Annotated in this window: 17 protein-coding genes and 3 tRNA genes; 14 read left to right on the forward strand and 6 right to left on the reverse strand. The window is 44.3% G+C overall.

The window, feature by feature from the left end; translation table 11 throughout:
- Positions 1 to 156 precede the first annotated feature (156 nt).
- On the reverse strand, positions 157 to 2,175 hold the full coding sequence (locus QZZ36_RS10555; protein ID WP_295081238.1) for a dockerin type I domain-containing protein: 2,019 nt from the start codon (positions 2,173 to 2,175) through the stop codon (positions 157 to 159).
- 758 nt (positions 2,176 to 2,933) lie between these two features.
- Between QZZ36_RS10555 and QZZ36_RS10560 the strand changes: the two genes are divergently transcribed.
- From QZZ36_RS10560 to QZZ36_RS10580, 5 genes are all read left to right on the forward strand, one after another.
- Positions 2,934 to 3,305: a GntR family transcriptional regulator gene (locus QZZ36_RS10560; RefSeq protein WP_295081240.1), complete on the forward strand. Its 372-nt coding sequence runs from the start codon at positions 2,934 to 2,936 to the stop codon at positions 3,303 to 3,305.
- Positions 3,306 to 3,318: 13 nt separating this feature from the next.
- Positions 3,319 to 4,149 (forward strand): ABC transporter ATP-binding protein, encoded by an 831-nt coding sequence (locus QZZ36_RS10565; RefSeq protein WP_295081242.1) that lies wholly within the window; start codon positions 3,319 to 3,321, stop codon positions 4,147 to 4,149.
- Between the two features lies 1 nt (position 4,150).
- The gene (locus tag QZZ36_RS10570) at positions 4,151 to 4,786 is read left to right on the forward strand and encodes an ABC-2 transporter permease (protein ID WP_295081244.1); all 636 of its coding nucleotides are present in this window, start codon (positions 4,151 to 4,153) and stop codon (positions 4,784 to 4,786) included.
- Entirely contained in the window at positions 4,783 to 5,529 is a 747-nt protein-coding gene (locus tag QZZ36_RS10575; RefSeq protein ID WP_295081246.1) for a hypothetical protein, read from the forward strand. The genes QZZ36_RS10570 and QZZ36_RS10575 overlap by 4 nt, the downstream gene beginning before the upstream one ends.
- Before the next feature lie 305 nt (positions 5,530 to 5,834).
- Positions 5,835 to 6,236 carry a hypothetical protein gene (locus QZZ36_RS10580; RefSeq protein WP_295081248.1) on the forward strand — a complete coding sequence of 134 codons (402 nt, stop codon included), beginning with the start codon at positions 5,835 to 5,837 and terminating at the stop codon, positions 6,234 to 6,236.
- Between the two features lie 149 nt (positions 6,237 to 6,385).
- Here QZZ36_RS10580 and QZZ36_RS10585 read toward each other — a convergent pair.
- The 3 genes from QZZ36_RS10585 to QZZ36_RS10595 form a co-directional block, all read right to left on the reverse strand.
- Positions 6,386 to 6,461, reverse strand: a tRNA-His gene (locus QZZ36_RS10585).
- A 64-nt stretch (positions 6,462 to 6,525) separates the two neighbouring features.
- Positions 6,526 to 6,602, reverse strand: a tRNA-Arg gene (locus QZZ36_RS10590).
- Between the two features lie 35 nt (positions 6,603 to 6,637).
- A tRNA-Gly gene (locus tag QZZ36_RS10595) sits at positions 6,638 to 6,711 on the reverse strand.
- 757 nt (positions 6,712 to 7,468) lie between these two features.
- On the opposite strand from QZZ36_RS10595, the gene QZZ36_RS10600 reads away from it, so the two are divergent.
- The 8 genes from QZZ36_RS10600 (at position 7,469) to deoD (ending at position 17,767) form a co-directional block, all read left to right on the forward strand.
- The gene (locus QZZ36_RS10600) at positions 7,469 to 8,356 is read left to right on the forward strand and encodes a sugar ABC transporter permease (RefSeq protein WP_295081250.1); all 888 of its coding nucleotides are present in this window, start codon (positions 7,469 to 7,471) and stop codon (positions 8,354 to 8,356) included.
- Entirely contained in the window at positions 8,356 to 9,261 is a 906-nt protein-coding gene (locus tag QZZ36_RS10605) for a carbohydrate ABC transporter permease (RefSeq protein ID WP_295081252.1), read from the forward strand. The genes QZZ36_RS10600 and QZZ36_RS10605 overlap by 1 nt, the downstream gene beginning before the upstream one ends.
- A 39-nt stretch (positions 9,262 to 9,300) precedes the next feature.
- Positions 9,301 to 11,034 carry a biotin/lipoyl-binding protein gene (locus tag QZZ36_RS10610; protein ID WP_295081254.1) on the forward strand — a complete coding sequence of 578 codons (1,734 nt, stop codon included), beginning with the start codon at positions 9,301 to 9,303 and terminating at the stop codon, positions 11,032 to 11,034.
- 15 nt (positions 11,035 to 11,049) lie between these two features.
- Entirely contained in the window at positions 11,050 to 12,186 is a 1,137-nt protein-coding gene (locus QZZ36_RS10615) for an ABC transporter permease (RefSeq protein ID WP_295081256.1), read from the forward strand.
- Positions 12,187 to 12,241: 55 nt separating this feature from the next.
- Entirely contained in the window at positions 12,242 to 14,869 is a 2,628-nt protein-coding gene (locus QZZ36_RS10620) for an extracellular solute-binding protein (protein WP_295081258.1), read from the forward strand.
- A 178-nt stretch (positions 14,870 to 15,047) separates the two neighbouring features.
- Positions 15,048 to 15,440, forward strand: coding sequence for a DUF2752 domain-containing protein (locus QZZ36_RS10625; protein ID WP_295081260.1), 393 nt, complete (start codon positions 15,048 to 15,050; stop codon positions 15,438 to 15,440).
- Positions 15,441 to 15,559: 119 nt separating this feature from the next.
- Positions 15,560 to 16,990: a polysaccharide biosynthesis C-terminal domain-containing protein gene (locus QZZ36_RS10630; protein WP_295081263.1), complete on the forward strand. Its 1,431-nt coding sequence runs from the start codon at positions 15,560 to 15,562 to the stop codon at positions 16,988 to 16,990.
- A gap of 66 nt (positions 16,991 to 17,056) precedes the next feature.
- Positions 17,057 to 17,767 (forward strand): purine-nucleoside phosphorylase, encoded by a 711-nt coding sequence (gene deoD, locus QZZ36_RS10635; RefSeq protein WP_295081265.1) that lies wholly within the window; start codon positions 17,057 to 17,059, stop codon positions 17,765 to 17,767.
- A 420-nt stretch (positions 17,768 to 18,187) separates the two neighbouring features.
- Here deoD and QZZ36_RS10640 read toward each other — a convergent pair whose 3' ends face one another.
- Together QZZ36_RS10640 and QZZ36_RS10645 are read right to left on the reverse strand one after the other, a co-directional pair.
- Positions 18,188 to 19,534, reverse strand: coding sequence for an ABC transporter permease (locus tag QZZ36_RS10640; RefSeq protein ID WP_295081267.1), 1,347 nt, complete (start codon positions 19,532 to 19,534; stop codon positions 18,188 to 18,190).
- A complete protein-coding gene (locus QZZ36_RS10645; protein WP_295081269.1) occupies positions 19,521 to 20,261 on the reverse strand; it encodes an ABC transporter ATP-binding protein in 741 nt (246 codons plus the stop codon). Before QZZ36_RS10645 ends, QZZ36_RS10640 begins: the two co-directional genes overlap by 14 nt.
- A 463-nt stretch (positions 20,262 to 20,724) precedes the next feature.
- On the opposite strand from QZZ36_RS10645, the gene QZZ36_RS10650 reads away from it, so the two are divergent.
- Positions 20,725 to 23,637 carry an extracellular solute-binding protein gene (locus QZZ36_RS10650; RefSeq protein ID WP_295081271.1) on the forward strand — a complete coding sequence of 971 codons (2,913 nt, stop codon included), beginning with the start codon at positions 20,725 to 20,727 and terminating at the stop codon, positions 23,635 to 23,637.
- The last annotated feature ends 87 nt before the right edge of the window (positions 23,638 to 23,724 follow it).

Below are 23,724 nucleotides of genomic sequence, written 5' to 3' on the forward strand. Positions count from 1 at the left end.
TCTCGGATCTGTCTTTTCGTCATGCATTTTTTGCGAATGTAACAGCAGGAGTATGTCTGGTCATATTCCAAACATACTCCTGTTCTTTTACGTATTTGATTAGCTTAATGACATTACGCATTTGCGGGGACTTTTTTGATGAAGCTGATACATTATTCAGCTCTTATTAGCTATATCGTTCCATCTGCTTGACACGTAGTCTTCAAATGAGATGAATACTTTTATTATTGTTGAAGCGAAAGCATAATATGATAAAACAGGAGAAACGTCTACAGGATTTATCTCACCGTCGCCGTTTATATCTGCTGCAAGTTCCTGGAGCTTACTGAAAATGCCTTTTTTACTTGTTGAGATAAGTGCATAATGTTTCAGGATCTGTGAAGCGTCTACAGCATTGATCTCGCCGTTTCCGTCAACGTCGCCGAGCATATATCTGATCGGTTTTGCTGTAGTTGTAGTAACTGCGGTAGTTACATGAGCAGTTGTAGTGGTAGCCTTTGTTGTGGTCGTGGTAGCCTTAGTGGTAGTTGTAGTAGGCTTTGTAGTAGTTGTGGTAGCCTTAGTGGTAGTTGTAGTAGGCTTTGTTGTGGTCGTTGTAGTCTTAGTGGTAGTTGTAGTAGGCTTTGTTGTGGTTGTGGTAGCCTTGGTAGTAGTTGTTGTAGGCTTTGTTGTAGTCGTAGTTGCCTTAGTGGTAGTTGTTGTAGGCTTTGTAGTAGTTGTGGTAGCCTTAGTGGTAGTTGTAGTAGGCTTGGTAGTAGTTGTTGTTGCCTTGGTGGTAGTTGTAGTAGGCTTTGTTGTGGTTGTGGTAGCCTTGGTAGTAGTGGTTGTAGGCTTTGCAGTAGTTGTGGTTAACTTTTTAGTAGTAGTTGTGGTAGCCTTAGTTGTAGTCGTAGTCGGCTTTTTAGTAGTAGTTGTGGCAGCCTTGGTTGTAGTTGTGGTAGGCTTTTTAGTAGTAGTTGTTGCTTTGGTTGTAGTCGTAGTAGGCTTTTTAGTAGTAGTCGTTGTAGCCTTGGTTGTAGTCGTAGTCGGCTTTTTAGTAGTAGTCGTTGTAGCCTTAGTTGTAGTTGTAGTCGGCTTTTTAGTAGTAGTCGTTGTAGCCTTAGTTGTAGTCGTAGTCGGCTTTTTAGTAGTTGTTGTGGCAGCCTTAGTTGTAGTCGTAGTAGGCTTTTTAGTAGTGGTCGTTGTAGCCTTAGTTGTAGCCTTAGTGGTTGTTGCCGGACCGGCGTTTATAACCTGACTAATGATCTGCATATCGTCCGATGAATCATCTGACGGGAGCTTTACTGTTCCGACTGCTGATGAACCAAGCGCAGCTCTTATAGTATCTTCATCGGGAAGTTTATCGTGCTGCGTAAAATAAAGGAAACAGAAGAGACCTCTTGAAAGCTGGGTGAAATCATGATTTCCGGACGGGAAAATATGATTCTGGAAATTATTCTTTTTACCGAATCTCTCGTTGAAATAGTCAACGTATTGATAATGTGCGTGGTTTGCTTCTGTATAGCTGCATGAGAAGAGAAGGTGAGGATTCTGGCTCTTTGAAGCGAATCCGAAATCTCTGGTAGCGTCATCGGACAATGCCCAGCCTTCTTCTTTTTTGTTCTTATTGTCATAGTACAAATACTGCAGAGCAGGACTGAGTGAACCTACGTTGGGAAATTTATCCCTGAACTTGCTGCCTACATAAAGCGAGGCAGCTCCGCCCATTGAAAAACCGGCAACTGAAAAAGCCTTTGAAGTATCTATTCGGTCGCAGAGCGTTCCGTTTTCCATCTGCTTCAATACAGAAGAGAATTCGTTACGGACGTATACGCGGAAATCTTCGTTCTGATTGTTATATCGTTTTGTTTTTTCGATATAAGGTGATACAAATATTATAGGTTGAAGGTAGCCTGCGTTTACCCATGAAGTCATTTTTGACATGATGGAATTTGACAGATTTTCATTCGGAGTTCCCAGACCGTGGAAGAAAACCACAGCCGGCAGCTTTTCGTCCCCTTCGGGAGCCATTACATAGCCATAGTTAAGTGAACCTTTCTCGCCGTAAAGTGTTTTTGTGTAGGTGACAGAGCTTTCGGCTTTAACACGCGGAGCGTATATACCGCGCGGTGCGGTCATGATGAGCATTGCTGCTGCCAGAGAAGCGGATATTAGTTTTGAAATCAGTTTTTTCATTTTTCTTCCTCCTTTATAACTTTGTGTGTACAGTGAAAAACAATATGTCGGTACCGCCTGTATACTGACTTTGTGTGTACTGTATCCATATCAGAAACGTAAAATTATAGTATCCTCGTTTTATTTTGCACTGAAATATATCTGTTTATGTCTTTTGCGATCCTGATGTCAGAGTGGGTTTTTTAGTTTTGGTATCAGTTATATGGTGAGGGCCGACTGATTAAAAATACTATAGTACCATTATACCACAGGGAATGTTAAAGAGCAACCCTTTTTTTGTTAATATTCCCTATGAAAAAGTAATTAAAATACTATAATGCAGCATTATTCACAAAATACGTCTGCTGGGGTATATGCCACGAGATATGCGGATTTACAGTGCGTATTAGTATTTGTGAGTACACATGAGATATAAAATTATTATAACAAAAAAGTGCTCTTAGTATAACTGCCGTTTTGGAGTTCAAACAGCTTTGTTTCGGACTTTGTTTTCAGGTGCAAACAGTAAAATTGCCTTTTTGAAATTGGTCTTACCACTGCTGAACAACTAAAAGCTCCATGAAATTTTTTTATGCTGATTGCCCTTGAAAGAGAATAACATTTTGTATATAACGCACATAAATATACTGATTACTTTTCTCTAAATTGTAATATCATACAAAGAATATCCAGCTGTATTGACAAATCTGTTTCATCTGTGTATACTGTGCATATACAGATGAAACTTGATTAACAGTTCTGCTTCAAGAGGTGATGTTTTGAATATATTCATTGATAATAAAAACGGCGCTCCCATTTATGACCAGATCTACAATCAGATCAAAAGCAGTATCATAAACGGAGAACTGAAAGAAAACGATCCGCTCCCGTCAATACGAAATCTTGCAAAAGACCTTCGTATAAGCGTGATAACTACAAAACGTGCATACGACGAGCTCGAACGCGAGGGATTCATATATACCCAGCCTGCCAAGGGCTGCTTTGTGGCTCCCAAGAATACCGAGCTTCTGCGCGAGGAAAACCTCAAAAAAATAGAGGAGCTTCTGACGGAAGTCCGGCAGCGAGCCGCCTCGTGCAGTCTTTCTACTGAAGATATAATAGATATGTACAAATACCTCAGCGAAAACTAAAGGAGATGCTTTTATGAACGCATTAAATATCAATAATCTTACAAAAAAATACAAGGGCTTTACACTTGATAATGTTTCGTTTTCACTGCCTCAGGGCTGTATCCTCGGTCTCATCGGTGAAAACGGCGCGGGAAAAAGTACGACTATCCGTTCTATTCTCGGCTCCATAAAATATGACGGCAGCATAGAAGTCCTCGGACAGCCGATCTCGGCAAAGCTGAAAAACCGTATCGGCGTTGTTCTTGATGAAGTCGGATTCCCCGATAAGCTGAACGCAAACGATATAAATAAGATAATGAAGAATATGTTCAGCAACTGGGACGAAAAGCTGTACAATGAATATCTGGACAAGTTTGACCTTCCTAAGAACAAGGCTTTCTCAGATTTTTCAAAAGGCATGAAAATGAAACTCGGTATTGCGGTGGCTCTTTCACATAATGCTGAGCTTCTCATACTCGACGAGCCTACAAGCGGACTTGATCCACTTGTAAGAGATGAGATAATCGACATTCTCAATGACTTCACCCGCGAGGAAAACCACTCCATACTGATATCCTCACATATCGTAAGCGACCTTGAAAAGCTCTGCGATTATATCGCTTTTATGCATAAGGGAAAGCTCATGCTCTGCGAAGAAAAGGACAATCTGCTGGAGCAGTATGTATTTATAAACACTACCGAAGAACAGCTTGCGGAACTTGACGCAAACGCGATCAAGGGCAAGCGCTCGAACAAGTGGAGCACAGAGGCTATCGTTGACAGAAATATGATACCTCAGTCCTTCACTACAAAACCTGTTTCGATAGAGGATCTGTTCGTATTTATGGCTAAGGAGGAAAACTGAAATGATGAAGGGTCTTATTACAAAGGAAATTCTTGTACTGATAAAGAATAACAAAATGCAGTTATTCTGCATATTATTAATGGCGGTGTTCGGAGTAGTCATGAACAGCGCCGCATATATCATGTTTATACCGCTGCTTTTCCCAATGCTTGTAAATCAGGTACTGACTGTTGATGAAACAAGCAGATGGGACAAATACTCGGTGTGTTTCCCGGTGGATAAAAAAGATATCGTTTCTTCAAAATATATCGTTGCGCTTATGGCGTCATTGTTGTCGGTCATATTGTCGCTGGCAGCATTGATCGCCATAAATATCGTAAACAAGGATAAAACTATCGGCATGAATGATATTGTGGGCTATCTCACTGCGGCAGCTTCTGCTTCGATCATTCTTCCTTCAATTATGTATCCTTTTGATTTTAAATTCGGTACTGCCAAGGGCAGACTGGTATACTTTACTGTAACAGGTGTTGCCATTGCAGGTCTGACAGCATTTTTTATCAAGAAGGATCTGACATCTTATATTTCAAGGGTTACTCAGCCGGTATTTATTGCAGTTATCCTTGCAGCTGCTCTGATAATATTCATTGTTTCGTGGTTTGTTTCTGCGAAGATATATGAGGCAAGAGAGATATGAAGACAAAGAAGAAGCTCCTTAGCTGTTTTATTGCTGCAATATTGTTACTGATCACAGCGGCAGCTGTTTATTTCTTCCAGTTCAATCAATGCGGTTATCTGATGACCGTGCCGTACAGACCTTCATTTACAGAAATCGCAGACAAGGTCTATATCAACAAAGATTATTCAGGAGATCAGCAGGAAGTTCTTGATCTTATCAGGCAGGCAGAGGAGCGTGACAGGGCTTTCTTCGGAGAACTTGATTTTTGGGACGAGACGGTCATCATTATATGCGATGACGAAAAACTTATCTCAAAGCTTGGTGAAGATCACGCCACTCCCACTTATTTTGCGCCTTCAAAAAAGCACTATATATGCATATCGGACGAGTATCTGAAGCTTGACATTATAGCGCATGAGATCACCCATGCAGAGCTGCACACACGGCTTTCAAATGAGGCATTGAAACGTATACCGACATGGTTCGATGAGGGACTTGCCACGCAGAATGACTACCGTGAGCAGTACAGCGAGGAACAGTGGATAAAGCAGACGGACAGCGGAAAAAACATCATTGCCCTTGAAGATATGGACACTCCTGCGGAGTTCTATGCAGGAGAAGCGGAGGACAGACGCTTCCGCTACCTGAATGCTAAGCATGAGCTTGCCGGCTGGATAGAGGAACACGGACAGCAGGGATTGCTAGAGTTGCTTGACGAGCTCAATAACGGGACGGATTTTGCTGCTGCTTACGGAAAATAACGGTGCATAAAGTACCCGCGGCTGCGGGGACTTCCATATTTTGTATGTACTTTACCGGAAGGAATGTTATGCCACTTCTAAGTGCAGCTACGGCAGCGATCCTGACTTTTGGCTGTAATGAAATAAAAAAATGTGAGAGTTTTTTTATTCCCGGACGTCTAATAGTTAAAGACTTAAAAAGGAAGGTGAAGCAATGAAAAAAGCAATTGCTATTCTATTATCTCTTGTAACGCTTACGTCAATGAGTGTATAATATGGATAGTAAGTAGGTTAATATTATAAACACGGGATTTAGGAGGTATTGTATGCATCCTTATGAAGAAGCAATTGCAGAATCTCTTAACAAAATTGCCAATAAGGAAATTTATTTCAGCGTGTCTGAAATTATGGATCTTTCTGATGAAGTGGCTTCTGAAATTGTAGGAAAGCTTGTTTTCTGGGCTTGTAATCCAACGAGTGTTATGCCGATCACGATCGGAAGAAATTGCCTAAAACAGTTTCCTGTTGAATGGGTATTTCCCAAGATCAAACAAACAGTATTTCGTTTTATAAATATCACTGATGACTGGGATTATCGGCGATTATTAGAATTGTGCGACCTTATATCTACTGATCTTTTAAAATGGGCAATAACATTGGGCGCAGATTCAACAAATCCTGACATCATAGAAGCGGTTGATGATTTCAATGAAAATATCGCAAAATAAAATGCCTTAAATTCTGATTTGTTTAGTATCATGATAGAGCAAAGCTTATGGGATAGGTACAGAGAGTCCCCGCAATTGCGGGGACATTTATATTAGAAAAAATCTTAGAAAAAAGCACTTCCGATTTCTCGAAAGTGCCTATTTCATGAGGGTGGGAGATGGGATTCGAACCCACGGTCTTCGGGACCACAATCCGACGCTTTAACCAGCTAAGCTACACCCACCATATTCAGTAAGTAAAAGCGAAAGCTCTCCATTAGATGGAGTCAAGTAACGGAGAGTTTCGGAATGGCGCGCCTTGCTGGATTCGAACCAGCGGCTTACTGCTTAGAAGGCAGTTACTCTATCCAGCTGAGTTAAAGGCGCACAGAAAAATTTAGCAGCTAAAGCTGCTAAGTACTTGGAGCGGGTGATGGGAATCGAACCCACGTGTTCAGCTTGGAAGGCTGACATTCTACCATTGAACTACACCCGCACGGCGTTTCAACAGAAAATATTGTACCATACTGAAAATGAAATGTCAATAGCACATTTGAAAAACAGTCACATTGACTAAAAAAACTCGCCTTCCGCACTTTGGTGAAAGTCAAAATGCCGATTAACTAAGAATAGCTCGTTTTTTTCGGAAAATAATGTCACAAAAGCCTGTTTATGAACGTCTTATTATTTAGAAGAGTTAAGGCAAAAGTGACGGTTTTGTAATTTATAAGTCACGTTATTGTCACGTTTGTGATGTAAGATAATAAATGTGCTGTGAAAGCGTGATAATAATGACGGGAAAAATCAACAAAAAAAACGTGCCCTTACCTTTATTATCTAACACAGATATAGTATTTGGTAAAGAATAAGTTAAAAGTCCGTTCATTTTATTGACAACTCTTTATCAAAGTTGTATTATAGTAATTAAGCGTTTTAGCTGAAGTGCTTTATAGCCGTAATCCCGGCTGCATATGTCTGACTAATCGATCGGTGCATATTATGCGGTTTTGAGGTAGCGGTATTTTTAAAGCATATAAACACATCTTATTTATTGATCGGTTACATTACAGGCACAGCTTGCATAATATGTCTTTCGGCAGAGACATATACCTTTTACACACAGATCGCCTATGGAGGATCAGGAGATAATCCTGCGGAAGAGCGATGAAAGCACCGCTGCCGTTTCATTGCGGAGAAGCGGTAATTTAAAGAAAAAATTCAAGAGCAAGAGAAATCATTGAGGTTGTGTTCAAATGAAAAACAAGACAAAAAACCAGTGCGGAAGAAAGGGAGAAAGAGTATTCAGCAATATCTGCGTTCTTCCGAGTTTTATCGGCGTAATGCTGTTTTTTTTCATTCCGTTCTGCATAGTTATATATTATTCTCTTATAAACAACCCGGTACTGAAGGATTTCGTGGGTATAGAGAACTACACGAAGCTCTTCAGCAATACCGCGTTCATGAAGGCTGTGAAGAACACTGCGTTCTTCTCGGTCGTGTCTGTTCCGCTGGCAGTGATCCTTTCGCTGGGACTGGCGATGCTGCTTGAAAGGAACATTCCCGGAAAGAGTATTTTCAGGACATTTTTCCTGAGTCCGCTCATGGTCCCGACTGCTTCGGTAGTTCTTGTGTGGCAGGTAATATTCCATAATCACGGAACCCTGAACCAGCTGATAGAGCATTTCGGCGGTCAGTCGGTAGACTGGATAAAGTCACCGTACGGACAGGTCATTATAATATGTATGTTCCTGTGGAAGAATCTCGGATACAATATGATACTGTTCATGTCGGCGCTCTGTGCGATACCGAGGGATATAATCGAGGTCGCGGACCTTGAGGGCGCGGGAAGCTGGTACAAGTTCATACATATCAAGCTGAGATATCTTTCGCCTACGATACTTTTCGTTCTCATACTCTCGATGATAAATTCATTCAAGATATTCCGTGAGGTATACCTCCTCACGGGAAACTATCCTCAGGATAAGCTGTATATGCTTCAGCACTTTATGAACAATACCTTCAACAGCCTTGACTACCAGAAGCTGTCATCTGCTGCGGTATTGCTCGCGCTCGTGATGATAGTGATAATGGCGGTTCTTCTCATCGCCGAAAACATTTTCGGAAAGGATGTGGAGAACTGATGAGGACCAGGCTTTTTACACCGAGGAACAGACGCAGGGCTTTCAACTGCATGATACTTGTATTCGTGCTGTTTGCGGCACTGATGTTCCTGATGCCTACCGTGCTGACGGTAGCCAATTCGTTTATGACGTCGAAGGAGATAACCACTAACTACGGTGCGATGTTCAAAAATATGACATCAGCAAAAAAGGATATCATTTCCAAGAACGTCAATCTGAAATTCATTCCCGACAAGGTCACCTTTGCTCAGTACAAGGCGGTGCTGATACAGAATTCGGATTATCTTATGAAGTTCTGGAATTCTGTTATACTCACAGTTCCGATAACCGTGTTCCAGATACTTGTTGCTGTACTGACTTCATACGGATTCTCAAGGTATCCGAATAAATTCAAGAGCATTATCTTCTTTGCGTACATCATACTTATGATAATGCCGTATCAGGTAACTCTCGTACCTAATTTCCTTGTTGCGGATAAGTTCAATATGCTGGACACGCGGAGAGCGATCATACTTCCGGCGATATTTTCGCCCTTCAGTATTTTCCTGCTGACAAAGGTAATGCGAAGGATACCTGTTTCCTACGTCGAGGCTGCAAAGCTTGACGGCGCCAGCGAGCTGAAGATACTCACAAAGATATACGTACCGCTCTGCAAGGGCGCTATCGTTTCTATAGCGATGCTGGTATTCATCGACTACTGGAATATGGTGGAGCAGCCGATCGTACTTATGAAAAACAATAACCTGCATCCGCTCTCGGTGTTCCTGTCAGAGATAAATACGGGAGATATCGGACTTGCGTTTGCGGTGGGAACGGTATATATGATACCGACGGTGCTTATGTTCCTTTACGGCGAGGATTATCTTGTGGAGGGAATTGCCTATTCCGGCGGCATCAAGGGATAAGATTGAAAACAGAGCTATTCTTTCAGAAGGAGCATTGATATGAACGAAACAAAAGAAGTTAAGGAAATACTTGCGGAGAGAGGAGAGACAGAAATAAAATCTCCCCTAAGGAGAAGAGAGCTTATAAAGACACTCATCATAGTTTTTCTTGTGATAATGCTTATACTTACTTTCTTCTCGAACACGATAATGAACAAGTCTCTTGCGGAGGTAAGTACAGAGGCTGCAACAGCAGGAAAGCTCGTTGAGCGTATCAGCAAGAGCGGCGTTGTTGAATCCAACCAGTCCTATGATGTGCTTGTTGACAGCAGTAAGACAATCAAGAAGATACACGTTAAGGTCGGTCAGGAGGTAAAGGCAGGCGATGTACTGTTCACTCTGGATACTGTAAGCAGCAAGGAGCTTGAAGAGGAAGAGGAAGCGCTCGAAAAGGCAAAGCTCGAATATGAAAAGGCTCTGCTGACTGAACCTACGGATTACACCAGCGAGAATCAGAAAATAAGGATACTGCGCGAGGATCTCAGCACACTTATCTCAAAGCGTGACGCTGCAAGAGTCAACGAAGGAATATACGCAAATGCAAAGAGCGAATACAACAGAAACAAGGCAGAGCTCGACAGAATTACCGCGGAAAAGGAAACTTATGAGAGCACAGTAAGGCAGCTCGACAGCAATTCCTACATGGACGCTGATGTAGAGCTTATCGGCGATCTTGCTTCACTTTATGCTGCTTGCAGCGCAGCTGAGGAAGAGTATACAGCAGCCTACGAAATATACAAAAATGCTGTTGAGTCCGGTGAGAACGCCGAGATAGCAAAGGCTGACGCCGACTCAAAGCAGGCTGTCAGAGACGCGGCAAATGCTGAGTACGAGCAGGCAAAAAGCTCTGTACGGAGCGATCTCGTTGCAAGGATAGCTGAGTTGAAGGTCAGTATTTCCGACCTTAATAACAGCATAAATGAGTATAACGCCAATTTCGGAAACAACAGCGGGGATTCCTATGAAACACTTGCCGCAAGCGTTACCGCAAAGCAGAATGAGCTTGAATCCGAACTCAATTCCTTTAATATGACCAAGAGGAAGAATTCGCTCGACGACAAGAAGGCTGCGCTTGACCTTGAAGCCCAGAAAAAGGCTCTTGACAAGATGCAGGAGAAGTTCGAGCAGAAGAAAAAGGAAGCAAAAACCACAGAGTTTACCGCAAAGTTCGGCGGAGTGGTAAGCGCTGTAAACGCAAAGATCGACGAGAAGCCTATGGAGGGCGTTCCTTCCGCAACCATAGACCTTGTTGACGAAGGCTTTACTCTTACACTGTACGGAGTAGAGATCGAAAAGGCAAAGAAGCTCAAGAAGGGCATTTCGGCTGAGGTCCTCAACAATTACAGAGGTGATGTTGAGGTAATTCTCAAGGAGATAAAGCCGGACACTTCTGCGGGTTCAAAATACAGACAGCTTGTCTTTGATGTCAAGGGCGATGTTGTCGCAGGCGACAGCCTTAATCTTTCTGTTCCCTGCGGAAGCGGTACATATGACGCTATCATTCCTAAGAGCGCTTACAAGGGAGATCTCAACGGAAATTATGTTTTTGTGGTCGAATCAAAGAATACTCCGCTCGGCAACCGTTATTACGTTGAAAAAGTCGAGGTAAGACTTGAAGCCGAGGACGAGACGGTCTGTGCCGTATCAGGCGGCATCAGCAGAGGCGACTACGTTATAACCGCTTCGAGCAAACCCATTGATCCGGGAGTTCAGGTCCGTATGAAGGATAAATAAGGCGGTGCGGACCTTATGAGAAACAAATACAGACTGGGACAGATGATAATAGCGGCTGTAAATGCCGCCGCTGTCATAGGAACAGTGATACTGTCTGTTGCAGGCAGCAATATGGCTGAGTCCCAGAGATATAATTATGCCGCGGATCGCTGGAGCAACGGCAGCGGAAAGCAATGTTCGCAGGTAAGCTGCTTCTTCAGCGATGACGCAGGATTTACAGCAAAGGAAGCGGACGGCGTCAGAAATGAGATCACCGGCAAGCTTAAAAATGTCGGTGTTGATTCAGATGGGGGCAGGACTCTCGTAGCTCAGGCATACAGTGCCGTAGCAGGCAGAAGAAATGTCAGCTGTGAGATATACGGTCAGTCGGAGGCAGAAATAACAGCTGTAGGAGGAGATTTCTTCCTGTTCAGGGACTTTGAACTTCTCAGCGGGGCGTTCTTCTCCGATGAGAGCTATCTGAAGAACGGCGCGGTGATCGACCGGAATCTTGCGTTTGCGCTTTACGGTTCTGATAATATAGCCGGAAAGAAGATATATATCGGAAATACCGAATTGTTCGTTTCCGGAGTAATAGCTGTTCCGTCTACAAATGCGGAAGAGAAATGCCGGGATAAAGTACCTCAGGCATATATATCATATTACGCCGCGGGACAGATATTCGGATCCGTTGATTTTGAAAGGGGCGAGCAATCCGACTTCACCAAGGTGACAAGTTATGAATGTGTCTCCCCCGAACCTGTTGAGAATTTCACGTATGACATCGTAAAGGAAAGACTTTCCGATACGTACAGCGGAAAGATCAGCATTGTAAACAACACAGAGCGCTTTTTGCCTGAGAACAGGACAAAGGCTCTGAAAAAGCTTGAACAGCTCGTAATAAGAAAGGACAGCGTTACATATCCCTACTGGGAGAACGCTTCACGTCTTGTGGAGCTCAGGCTTTCATTCATCTACGGAGTGCGCAGGCTACTCCTTGCTATATTGCTTATAACTCTTGTATGCCTGATAATAATGGAGTACAGGAAGTTTAAGCGGAAAAAACAAGCTCTTAAACGATCTGCTGAAAATTACTTCTCGGAAATACAGACAAAGCTGAGAGAAAAGCTGCATAAGAATGCGGAGCAGACCGAAAAAGAAAAAGCTCAGTAAAAGAAAGTGAGCAGACAAAAGGAAGAAAAAATAAAAAAGAAAAAGAGGAATAATTATGAAAAAAACAATGCCCAGAAGAATCGCAGCACTTGCAGCGGCGCTTGCTGTAGTTGCCGGAAGTGCTGTATCATGTAATTCCAAGAAGGAAAAACAGAATGTAAAGTCAAAGGATGTCAAGCAGCTCATGTCAGCGGCTTACCGTGCAGTTGAGATCGATACCGATGTTGATATTATCGAGAACATTTACAGGTTGAACGATGAAACCATACTGCTGACAGGAAGAACCAAGACAGACTATTCAAGTGTATTCTATACGACCGATAACGAGTTCACTGCTTTCAATAAGTGGGATCTGGATATCAAAGCACCTGAGAATGCCGGTTCTGATATGCGATGTTCAGTGGCAAATGACGGAGAGATAATGATCCTTGCCACATTCTATGAGTACGGCGGTGATCCGGAGCTCTATGAAGATGACAAAGATGCTGATAGCGCAGATGACGCAAAGGATAAAGACGATGAAGCAAAGGCAGATGCTGAGGCAGACGGCGAAAAGGACAAGGCTGAGGAAAAGAAGGAAGATGCTTCCGAGCCTGCAACAGCCGCTGACGCAGACAAAGCATCAGAGGATACCGGATCCGAAAAAACAGATGACAGCTCTGAAAAGACAAGCGGAGCATCCGAAGAAGCTGTTTCAGTTGAGGAAGCTGACTTCGATGACTACGAGGACTATAAGGACGATACAAAGGTCACAAGTACGCTTTATGTAGTTGACATTGACGGAAAGATCAAGTCTGAGAAGGAGCTTTCAGGTCTTGACGAGTTTGAGTACGGCATAAATGATATTATTGCCTGCGGAAACGGCAGGGCTATCGCAATTTCTTACGGTATGAACGGTCAGGAGTTCTTTGTGCTGAACGCTGACGGAACTGTCGGAGACAAGATAGACAGCGACCAGATGGAGTACGGCGGAGGAGTTGCTCCTATTGATGAAAAAACTCTTCTTTTATACGGCTATGGCATGACAGGCGGCATGAAGCTCGAACTGCTTGATATAAATACATTCAAGCCCACAGGCGAAGAAATAAAGTTTGAAGAATCAAATAACGATATCCTCAGCGGTTCTTTCTATGCAGGAAGCGGAGACTACAGATTCTATTCTTCAACCTCCGATGGCTTCTATGGTATAAAAACCGACGGAACGAGCGAAAAGCTTATCGACTGGATAGATTCAGACCTGGGAAGCGGAAGTATATCATCGTTCATCCCAATGGAAAACGGTGATTACATAATGGCATTCCAGAACTACATGAACGGCGATAGTACGCTCTACAGGCTTACAAAGCGTGATGCTTCCGAGCTTGAGAACATGAAGGTAATGACCATCGCTTCTCTTGGCGGTTCATGGGATCTGAATGAACAGGTTTCCGCATTCAACAAGGCACATGACGATATCCGCTTCAAGGTTATCGATTACTCAAAGTATGATGAATACGACGAAGAGACCTATGCTCTTAAAGCGTCAGGCGAAGATCAGTTCAAGAAGGATATAGTTGCCGGAGATGTTCCTGATATGGTAGTTTCAACAGGCACTGCTTCTATAATGGCACTGGCAAACAAGGACCTGTTTGTAGATATGTATGAATATCTTAACAAGGATACCGAACTCAAGAAAGACGATATTCTTCCGAATGTTCTCAGGGCAGGCGAGTATAAAGGAAAGCTCATCACAATTTCTCCCCAGTTCTCAGTATCTACTGTTGCTGCCAAGAAAAAGAATGCTGACAAGGCTAACTGGACAGTTGATGATCTTATAAGCACATACGAGAACCGCTCAAACAAGGATATGCATCTTATGGGCAATGATACAAAGGATTCTGTACTTGATCTCCTTGCAGGTTCACTCGGCAACTGCATTGACTACGAAAAAGGCACCTGCAGCTTTGATGATCCTGAGTTCAAGAAGCTCCTGACATTCTGTGACAGTTTCGGTGCATCAAAGATATTTGACGAGGACGGCAAGATCTCTGTTGATGAAGACTACAGCAATGAGATGCAGGAATACTACGGCGGTGCAGCATTCAAAAAGGACAAGGTACTGCTCCAGACAATAGATTTCAGCTATCCTGAGGGTATTGTTGACGCTATGAACGGCACTCTTGCTGGAGAGGATGTCACATTTGTCGGCTTCCCTTCAAATGACGGAATGGGCGGCGTAATGTCGGTATATACAAACTATGCTATCTTCTCAACATCAGAGAACAAGGACAGCTGCTGGGAGTTCATCAAGAGCTTCTTCAACGAAAGCACTGAGGAAGAGGACGATAATGGCGGATACTCATTTGGTTTCTCATCTTACAGACCTAAATTTGAAAAAGAACTCGACAAGTGCATGAGCAAGCCTTCATATAATGATCCTGAGACCGGCAAGAAGGTAGAGTATGAGTATTCATACTACGACGGAAACAATTCTGTTGAGATATCTCCTCTCACAAAGGAGCAGAGAGATTTTATAGCTGATTATATAATGAATTCAACAAAGATCTCAAATGATTTCAGTGCTGATATCCAGAATATAATCACTGAAGAGGCTATGGCTTATATGAAGGGCGAGAAGTCAGCTGACGAGATCGCGGGCAACCTTCAGAGCCGTATCTCACTCATCCTTGGCGAGCGCAACTGATAAAAAACAAGATAAATTCGTATATATTAATAACCTCCTTAATTTATGGCACTGCCGCAGAAATGCGGCGGTGCCTTTTACTTTTGAACCTGGCTTGTGTTGACAAAAAAACACATAAATGATATACTGATTATGCAGAAAACGGTATTCGGAAAACTTTGTAAGGAAAGTGCGGGATATGAAAAAAGGAATAAGGATATTATTTGCAGTTCTTATGCCCTGTGCGGCGGCTGCGGTATTTTTTTTCAGGGACTATCTTATAGGTCTGAAGCGGTATTTCAGGAGCTGCTCATTTTATAATATCACGGGATACTGGTGTCCGGGCTGCGGGAACACAAGAAGCGCAGAAGCGCTCCTGCACGGTCATATAATTACTTCTGTAAGGAACAATCCACTGCTCCCGTTACTGCTTCTGGTGCTCATACTTGTGTATATCGAGAATCTCGGAGCGCTGGCAGGAAAGAGGATAAAGCTTCTGTCTGGAAAGACAAGCGTATGGGTGACAGTCTCATGTCTGCTTGCGGCTTTTTATATACTCAGGAATTTCATACCAGCCCTGGGACCTGTATAAAACAGTGTGCTCAATAACCGCTCCCTGAAAGTCCGGGAGCTTTGTTCTTTCAAAAATTAATGACAAATCACAATTAATGTGGTATAATATAGTGTATTACCTTTTTCGGAGTGTTAAAAATGAATAAATATAAAAAGCTTGTATTCAATACAGGTATATTCGCAATAGGCACATTTGGCTCAAAAATACTCATAATACTGCTTTCAAGGCTGTATGCGCACAATATGGACGCCGCAAACAACGGCGTAAAGGAGCTCCTTGAAAATATGCTGCTTTTTTTACAGCCTGTCTTTACCTTTGCTTTGCAGGAGTACCTTATACGTTTCGGACTTGACAAGAATTATGATAAGCATGAGGTATTCACGACCTCCGGAATCATTACTTTTGCAGGCATGATGCTCATGGCAGTCACGGTGCCTGTTATCAGCAATATAACGGCTTTCAATTTCCTTAAAGGATATACGCTCCTGTTCATACTGTATATGACTATGTCGTCGATACGAATGTTTTGCCAGAACTGCGTACGGTCAAGGGATATGGTAAAGATATTCTCGATTGACGGTATCCTTGCGACACTGACCTTTTTGATACTCAATGTGATATTCATTGCAAAGCTGCATATGGGCGTAAAAGGCTTCATACTCTCGACAATTATTTCTGACGGTTGTTCCGCGATATTCCTGTTTGCTGTTGCAAGACTCAGGGAATATACCGGCTTTGAGTATTTCAACAAGGAGCTGGGCAGGGAGATGATGCGCTTTGCGACACCGCTTATCCCTACTATAGTAATGTGGGCGATAACCTCTCTCTCCGACAGACTGTTCATCAGGCAGATGCACAGTGATTATCATTCGCTTGGCGAAAGCGCTGTAGGAATGTACAGCTTCGCCAATAAGATACCAAACCTTATATCTGTTGTTTCAACTATATTCTTTCAGGCGTGGAGTATGTCGGCCATAACGGAAAACGAATCTGCTGACAGGAGCAGTTTCTATGAAAAGGTATATTCTGCATATGAGGCAATGATGTTCATGGCTGCGGCAGCCCTGCTCGTTGTTATCAAGCCGGTAACGGCCTTCCTGGTGCCGTCCGACAAGAATATAGAGTATGCCAGTGTGTATATCTATACTCCCATACTTGTTGCGGCAGTAGTGTTCATGTGCTTCAATCAGTTCCTCGGCAGTATCTATTCGGCTACTAAGCATCAGAAGAACTCCTTCTGGACGGCTCTTGTTGCCTGCGGAGTGAATATCCCCATGAACTTTTTCCTCATACCCGTATGGGGCATACAGGGCGCGGCAGTCGCAACTCTCCTGAGCTATCTGATATGCTTCTGGGCGCGTATAATCGACGCCAGGTATTATGTGCCATTCCGCTTTGACGGTCTGAAGAACCTTGCGAATACAGCCATACTGCTTGCGATGTGCATTATAATGATATTTGAAGTCAAGCTTTATATAGTATGGATGCTGCTCCTTGCGGCGGTTATCGCAGCCCTCAATTACAAGGCTCTGCTGATAACCGTGAACAAGCTCCTCAAAAGGCGCTGAAATCGTGAGGCCTCTGCACCTGCGTAATTAAACAATGAAAAATTAAAAATAAAAGGAGGGCTTATTATGCCGACACCACACAACAATGCCCAAAAAGGCGATATCGCAAAAACTGTTCTCATGCCGGGAGATCCCCTGAGAGCAAAATTCATCGCTGAGAATTACCTTGATGATCCTGTCTGCTATAACGAGGTCAGAGGTATGCTTGGCTTTACGGGCAAATATAAGGGAGTACCTGTTTCCGTGCAGGGAAGCGGCATGGGTATGCCTTCCATTGGCATATACTCATGGGAGCTTTTCAACGAGTATGATGTTGATAATATAATCCGTGTAGGTACTGCCGGCGGAGTTGCTGATAATGTCGGACTCAGGGACGTAGTTATCGGAATGAGCGCAAGCACAAATTCAGCCTACGCTTCACAGTACAGACTTCCCGGCACTTATGCGCCGACTGCTTCATGGAAGCTGCTTTCGTCAGCTGTCAGGGCTGCTGAGATAAAGGGGAGCCGTTTCCATGTCGGAAATATTCTTTCGAGCGATACCTTCTACGACGACGCAGACAGCCTTGCTGACTGGCAGAAGATGGGTGTCCTTGCAATAGAGATGGAAGCTGCCGCACTGTATATGAATGCTGCAAGAGCAGGAAAAAATGCTCTCTGCATACTTACAGTATCGGACTGTCCGCTTAAAGGATTGTCCACCAGTGCCGAGGAGCGTCAGACAACCTTCCGTGACATGATGGAGATCGCGCTTGAAGCGGCTGTATCTCTCGAATAAAAGGGGAAAACAGGAAATTTAAAAATTAATATTAGTTTAAGGTTACTTTAAGATTATTTTAAGGTTGAAACGGTATATTATTAGTGGATTAAGTAATCCCCCAATTCCCCTTCTATATTTATTCATTTCATTTGTTTAGGCTATGCATTGTTTCTATGCATAGCTTTTTACTTTTATAATTGTCTTTTCCGATGGAATATGTTATGATCGGATGGGACATGATAAAAGGGCGATATGTGGGCTTTTATAAAGACCTGAAACGGGGAGTATCAGAGCTTTAAGTTTCTGCGGTTTGCACAAAATTACAAAGCCTGTATTGTGAATTACTTACAATACAGGCTTTTTTACAGGCGTATAAAAAGGCGCAGCAGCTCCCGCCCGGGAACTGCTGCGCCTTTTCATGGGGAAAGGGGAAGAGGATCAATCCTCGTTGTTTTTCATAGATTTCTTTAATTTGGACTTCTGTCCGAAATTAAGTGATATAGTGAGTATCTTGTCTGACTTGAAAAGCTTGAGAGCAAAGAACATCACTATTGCGAAAAAGATTATCTGATAAGCCAGACCGCCCCAGAATGCGGCATAATTACCGAACATCAGGTTTGGCATAGCTGTGAACGTGTGAGTAAAGGGTATCGCCCATACGATCAGCTTGGCAGCTGTCGGGAGACTGTTCACATCGGTGAACAGAGTTACCAGCCACGGTACCATTACCATCATCATAATGGGAAGGAGCATTGTCTGTGCAGACTTGCTGTCGTTTACCAGTGCGCCGAGGATAATGGATATCGCAAGGCATATCATAATGGTGATAAAGAGCTGTAAGCCTATGAGCAGATAATCTCCTGCGCTGAGGGTAAGTCCCAGCTGCTTGATAGCGTCGCCGGACGAAATGACATTTGAAGCCGCTGACTGTACGCTGTCGCTTATCTCTTCGGAGACAGCTCCCGTCATGCCCTTTGTATAAGAGGAGAAGCCTATCATCATTACTCCTGCGTTGAGGAGAGCGGCGATAGCTGCTGCCAGCATTTTTGCTGTTATTACAGAACCTCTTGAAATAGGTGCCGAAAGAAGTGTTTCAAGAGTCTTGTCGATCTTCTCGTTTGATATTGAAGCTATCAGCGACTGCGATGTCAGCATGATGAGCATCATAACGATAAGAGGAAGTATCATATTCTGCGTGAGCAGCTTAGTCATTATAGACGAGCTGGATATCTTCGCTGACTTTTCAGCGACTACCGTATGCTCCGTAACAATAAGGGGAGCCTCGATAACGGCGAGATCCTCTTCGGACACGCCCTGCTGCTCTGCGAGTTTAAGGGCAACATATCCGTTGATAAGTGATACCGTACCCTCTGTGCCGCCTGTCATTCCACTGAATGTCGAAACCGACTGGACCTTGTTTACTGACAGTATTTCCGGCTTTTTACCGGAATTTACGGATTCGGTGAAGCCTTTTGGTATGATAACGAAGCTCTTGATATCCTTGTCCTTGAATGCCGAGGCGTAATCATCGCCGTTTACATTTACGGTTTTGATCTTTGTATCACTGCTTTTGAACGAGTTAAGCATTTCATGTGTGAAATCCGTATCGTCCATATCGCATACATTGATCTGAGGATTCTTAGCGTCGTTTACTATCTCATTGGTAGCGCTCTGCATGACATTTCCCATTATAAGGAATATACTCAGAACGAATACCAGGGATATTATCATCTGTTTGTTTATGAGCTCCGAGAGCTCTTTTTTGAGAAGGTTAATGAACTTCATTCTCATTCACCACCCTTTCAAAGACCTGTTCGAGATTGGAAACGCCATAGCGTTCCTTCAGCTCGTCTGCTTTTCCTGTTACCATAAGGTGTCCTTTGGAAATGATACCTATACGGTCGGAAACGAATTCGATCTCAAGCATATTGTGTGATGAGAGAAGGAAGGACATTCCCTCTTCTGCGGCGAGCTTTTTTATCATCTTGCGTATCTCTATGGCGTTCAGAACGTCGAGACCGCTTGTAGGCTCGTCAAGTATCGCAAGCTTAGGCTTTGTCATTACCGCTCTTGAAAGGAGCAGCTTGCGTATCATACCGCGGCTGTAGCTGCCGATCTTGTCATTGAGCCTGTCTCCGAGACCGCAGATATTCTTTGCGCGTTCAACGTAGGAGTTGAGCTTGTCGATATCGGTAGTGAAGAGCCCCGCCATGAATCTCAGGTACTTGATACCTGTCATCTGTTTATATGCTCCCGCTTCGTCGGGAAGATAGGTTATGCATTCCCTGACTTTTTCGGGTGATTTTATAATACTGTTTCCGGCTACGACCGCGTCGCCGGAGGTAGGTGTGAGGAGAGTGGATATCATGCGTATAGTAGTAGTCTTGCCGGCGCCGTTGGGACCGATAAGAGCAAATATCTCACCCTCGCTTATCTCAAAGGAGACCTTATCCGCTGCAAGTACCTTTGTGTACTGCTTGGACAGCTCCTTTACTTCTAAAACGTTTGCCAAAATATCTCTCCTTTGTTATGTGGAGTTTATATTGAAACTGTTGCTTTTACTATAATTATAATACCACAAAAAGCACGAAAAGTCAATACAAAACGTAGAAACGAACTCAAATTTTACAGTTTTTTAATAATAATCCAAACTCTGCCCGAAAAACCGTAAACGGGGTGAAAAAAGTTGGAGGGTTTCACAGATTGAAAGGGCTTGTTTTGTGCAGCATTATTATAAAATGGTATAATTAAGCTAAACCATAACAGGTAAAAGATATTATTTATATTCAGGGCATACCTGTTTTCTTGACATTGTACAATAAATTTGATATACTAACTTTAATGGATAATGGCAGTAACGAAAAGCTGCCTGCGGCTGTCTGTGCGCATAATTCCCGACACAGGGGAGCGTGCGCTTTTTTGTTTGCTGAGGCAGCCGGAACAGCGCAGATTCGCGGAAAGGCGGTGAGGGAACGATGAAAGGATATATTCGCAGGATAGCTGCGGGGGCGTTGTCGCTTTGGCTGTCGGCAGCCTGCTGCCTGACTTCTTACGGAGCTTCTGCGGCTGAAAATACGGCGCCTGCGGACACGGCGGAGGATTATTACAGGATAGAACCCCTGGACAGCGGTCTCCTCACTTTCAGCGAGTATTATGATATATATTCTGCCAAGGAACGTCCCGGCTGTGAGATAGTGCTGAGTGCCGAGAATATGTCTCCCGTAAGGGAAGGGCAGATAACAAAGGGCAGCTTTACCTCTGATGACGGTGAAACGAGAGACGGTGTAATTCTCTGGAGCAGCGCTTCGGGAGTTCTCACCTACAGTATAAATGTGCCGGAAACAGGCAATTACTGCATTATGGCGGATTACTGCCCGATGATATCAGGCAGTCCTGATATAGAGCTTGAACTGAGGATCGACGGGAAGCTGCCTTATGATACGGCTTCACGCATCTCTCTCGGAAGAGTCTGGACAAACGAGCATGAGATATACACCGACAGCCGCGGAAATCAGGTGCGCCCTGCGCAGGTCCAGCGCACTATGTGGAAAAGCTCGGTATTCGGCGACGCTGACGGACTTTTCAGCGAGCCTCTGTTCGTATATCTTGAAAAGGGCAGGCATGAGCTCAGCCTGAGCTCGGAAAGGGCGCAGTTCGTTATAGACAGCATAAAGCTCTTCAATCCTGAGGAACTGCCGTCATACAGCGAATACGAAGCGTCAGCGGGAGCTCCGTTTACAGCTGAGGAAACTCCCCCCGCGCTGTTCAGGATAGAGGGAGAGGACGCGGTATACAAGTCCGACCCTACTCTTTATCCTACCTTTGATAACAGCAGTTATCTTGCCTCGCCCTCTGATCCGAGAAAAATGGTATACAATACCCTCGGCAGCGGCAGCTGGAAAAAAGCCCTGCAAACGGTGACGTGGGAGATATCCGCGGAGGATACCGGCGCAGGAGGCTGGTATAAAATAGGTATAAAGGCAAGACAGGACAAGATACGCGGATTTGATTCAAACAGACGCATATATATCGACGGAAAAGTGCCGTGCAGGGAGCTTGACTGCGTTAAGTTCAGCTATGATACTGACTGGTCCGTGGTAAGTCCCGACAGCGTATACATATGGCTGGAGGGCGGCATGAGCCACACGATCTCAATGGAAGCGGTTCCGGGCGATATAGGAGAGTACCTCCGCAGGCTCGAAGGCACGGTAAAGGAGCTTAATACCTGTTACCGCAGGGTGCTTATGATAACGGGACCTTCTCCCGACAAATACACTGATTACTATGTACATGAAAAGATACCCGGACTTGTTGAACAGTTCGGCAGTATATCTTCTGAGCTGAAAGAGATACAGAAAGGGATAGAGTCCATTTCGGGAAGCAAAGGCACAGAGGCGGCTGCACTGGAGAATATGGCGGTGATACTGGACAAGTGTACCGGAAAGCCGCTGAGGATACCGGATTATCTTTCACAGATAAAGGACGGTATCGCGTCCCTGTCCGCATGGATGAGGGAAAACCGCGATCAGCCCCTTGAGGTGGATTATATTGAATTTGCCACAGCCGGCATGGATTTTTCAAGCTGTGACGAAAAGTTTATAAAGTCGCTCAAATTCGGATTTGACGCTTTTATAGGCTCGTTTTTTGAGGATTATACTACTCTTTCCGATGTGGAAGGAGAGGACGCCATTGAGGTATGGGTCTCCCTCGGAAGGGATCAGGCTCAGGTAGTCAAGGAGATGGCGGAGAATGGGTTCATGCAGGAAACCGGTATACCGGTCTCGGTGAACCTTGTTACAGGCGGAGTAGTTGAAGCGGCTCTCGCAGGAAAGGGACCTGATGTTGCCCTTTTTCTCGGCGGAGAGTTCCCCGTGAACCTTGCCGCCCGCGATCTGCTTGTCGATATGTCGGAGTTTGCCGACTTTGAAGATGTAAAGGGACGCTTCCAGCGGAATGCCATGACCCAGTACACCTACAACGGAGGCTGCTTCGGGCTGCCTATCAGCCAGTCCTTCCCCATGATGTTCTACAGGACTGACGTCCTCACGGAGCTGGGATACAGCTCGCCACCGGAGACGTGGCAGGATCTTAAAGATATGCTGCCTGCCCTCCAAAGGAACTATATGTCCGCAGGACTTGTGCTTCCACCCAACAATATATCTCCGGCTACGGAAACAGGTCATACCTTCGCCCTGCTCATGCTGCAAAAGGGGCTTAACTACTACAACGCAGAGCAGACAGCTTCAGTCTTTGATACCGTTGAAGCGGTTCAGGCTTTTGAAGAGTGGACGGATTTCTATACGAAATACTGCTTTGAGCAGACCTACGACGCATTCAGCCGTTTCAGAACAGGCGAATATCCCATAGTTATCGCAAATTACACGTTTTTTAACCAGCTCACGGCGGCTGCTCCGGAAATAAACGGCTTGTGGGACTTCTGTCCGGTGCCCGGTACGGAAAGAGAGGACGGAACGGTCTCTCATGCGGCAAATTCCAACGGCGCAGGAGCGGTCATATTCAAAAAGGTGAAGAACAAGGAGAACGCCTGGAAGTTCGTCAAGTGGTTCACGGATACGGAAACGCAGGCGGAGTTCGCGTCGCAGATAGAGGGGCTTCTCGGAACTATGGGGCGCTTTGATACCGCTAATGTTGAAGCGCTGGGACGTATGTCCTGGTCTGACGGCGAGCTTGAAAGGCTCCGCGCACAGCAGGAGGAGCTGGAGGAGATACCGATAACCCCTGCTTCCTATGCGGTGACGAGAAATATTATGAACGCATTCAGGGAGACCATAAACGAAAAAAGGAATCCCCGTGATACGCTTATATGGTACAACAGGGATATAAACGACGAGATAACGCGAAAGCGTAAAAACCTCGGTTTGGTTTAAATTTGTAAGGGACGGATATTATCCGCCCGCTGATGAACGATTGGTATATCGGGGCGATGTGAGCATCGCCCCCTACAAAGTGTTGTA

Source organism: Ruminococcus sp. (assembly GCF_016287535.1).
Classification (GTDB): Bacteria; Bacillota; Clostridia; order Oscillospirales; family Ruminococcaceae; genus Ruminococcus.

What these genes read in the sequence shown, in the direction of transcription:
- QZZ36_RS10555 (WP_295081238.1), bottom strand. Translation starts at nt 2,175, where the DNA reads ATGAAAAAACTGATTTCAAAACTAATATCCGCTTCTCTGGCAGCAGCA.
- QZZ36_RS10565 (WP_295081242.1), top strand. Translation starts at nt 3,319, where the DNA reads ATGAACGCATTAAATATCAATAATCTTACAAAAAAATACAAGGGCTTT.
- QZZ36_RS10570 (WP_295081244.1), top strand. Translation starts at nt 4,151, where the DNA reads ATGATGAAGGGTCTTATTACAAAGGAAATTCTTGTACTGATAAAGAAT.
- QZZ36_RS10575 (WP_295081246.1), top strand. Translation starts at nt 4,783, where the DNA reads ATGAAGACAAAGAAGAAGCTCCTTAGCTGTTTTATTGCTGCAATATTG.
- QZZ36_RS10580 (WP_295081248.1), top strand. Translation starts at nt 5,835, where the DNA reads ATGCATCCTTATGAAGAAGCAATTGCAGAATCTCTTAACAAAATTGCC.
- QZZ36_RS10600 (WP_295081250.1), top strand. Translation starts at nt 7,469, where the DNA reads ATGAAAAACAAGACAAAAAACCAGTGCGGAAGAAAGGGAGAAAGAGTA.
- QZZ36_RS10605 (WP_295081252.1), top strand. Translation starts at nt 8,356, where the DNA reads ATGAGGACCAGGCTTTTTACACCGAGGAACAGACGCAGGGCTTTCAAC.
- QZZ36_RS10610 (WP_295081254.1), top strand. Translation starts at nt 9,301, where the DNA reads ATGAACGAAACAAAAGAAGTTAAGGAAATACTTGCGGAGAGAGGAGAG.
- QZZ36_RS10615 (WP_295081256.1), top strand. Translation starts at nt 11,050, where the DNA reads ATGAGAAACAAATACAGACTGGGACAGATGATAATAGCGGCTGTAAAT.
- QZZ36_RS10620 (WP_295081258.1), top strand. Translation starts at nt 12,242, where the DNA reads ATGAAAAAAACAATGCCCAGAAGAATCGCAGCACTTGCAGCGGCGCTT.
- QZZ36_RS10625 (WP_295081260.1), top strand. Translation starts at nt 15,048, where the DNA reads ATGAAAAAAGGAATAAGGATATTATTTGCAGTTCTTATGCCCTGTGCG.
- QZZ36_RS10630 (WP_295081263.1), top strand. Translation starts at nt 15,560, where the DNA reads ATGAATAAATATAAAAAGCTTGTATTCAATACAGGTATATTCGCAATA.
- deoD (WP_295081265.1), top strand. Translation starts at nt 17,057, where the DNA reads ATGCCGACACCACACAACAATGCCCAAAAAGGCGATATCGCAAAAACT.
- QZZ36_RS10640 (WP_295081267.1), bottom strand. Translation starts at nt 19,534, where the DNA reads ATGAAGTTCATTAACCTTCTCAAAAAAGAGCTCTCGGAGCTCATAAAC.
- QZZ36_RS10650 (WP_295081271.1), top strand. Translation starts at nt 20,725, where the DNA reads ATGAAAGGATATATTCGCAGGATAGCTGCGGGGGCGTTGTCGCTTTGG.